This is a genomic window from Zoogloea sp., assembly GCF_023150065.1.
Classification (GTDB): domain Bacteria; phylum Pseudomonadota; class Gammaproteobacteria; order Burkholderiales; family Rhodocyclaceae; genus Zoogloea.
Genome location: NZ_JAKLLN010000107.1, coordinates 1 through 747, shown reverse-complemented (window position 1 = coordinate 747; position 747 = coordinate 1). Strand labels below are relative to the sequence as shown.

Below are 747 nucleotides of genomic sequence, written 5' to 3'. Positions count from 1 at the left end.
GCCCGCCGGGCGTGCATTTATTCCGGGGTGCGTCCTGCTTTGCCGCGTAACCCGTCACGGGGCCGGCGGGTGGGGGTGCGTATAACTAAAGACATAGTCATCGCCCTCTGCCCAGCCCCCGAAAATGCCCATCCGGAATACGCTCCGCCGCGCCGCCGTGCGCCCGCAACCGCTCCTGGCCGCCCTCCTCGCGGGCGCCTTGCTGGCCGCCTCCGGGCTGCATGCGGCGCCCGGCAGCGAGGCGTCGCGCTTCCACGACGACGCCCGCGGCCGGCTGGCCCGCAACGACGCGGCGGGGGCCATCGTGCAGGCGCAGAACGCCCTGCAGAAGGAGCCCGGCCTGCTCGCCGCCCAGGTCCTGCTCGGCCAGGCCCTGCTGAAGGACGGCCAGGCCGCCGCCGCCGAAGCCCAGTTCGAGAAAGCCCTCCAGAAGGGCGCCCGCCTGGAAGACGTCGCGCTGCCCTATGGCCAGGCGCTGATGATGTTCGGCAACAGCGAGAAGCTGCTCCAGCGCATCCCCGCCGACGGGCTGCCTTCCACCCTGCGGGCCGAGGTGCTGGCTATGCGCGCCACCGCCCATGCCGACCTGGGCGACATGCCCGCCGCCTTCCGCGCCGTGCAGCAGGCCCGCGCCGCCGACGCCCGCAGCCTGTCGCCCCTGCGCGCCGAGATCGACCTGTCGCTGCGCCAGCGGGACGGCGCCCGCGCCCGCCAGGCCCTCGCCGCCGCGCTGGCGATCGCCCCCGG

The 747-nt window shown here is 74.8% G+C and carries 1 pseudogene; it reads left to right on the top strand.

What is annotated here, in order from left to right:
- Positions 1 to 124 precede the first annotated feature (124 nt).
- A pseudogene (locus L6Q67_RS23705) lies at positions 125 to 747 on the top strand (hypothetical protein); the annotation flags it as partial.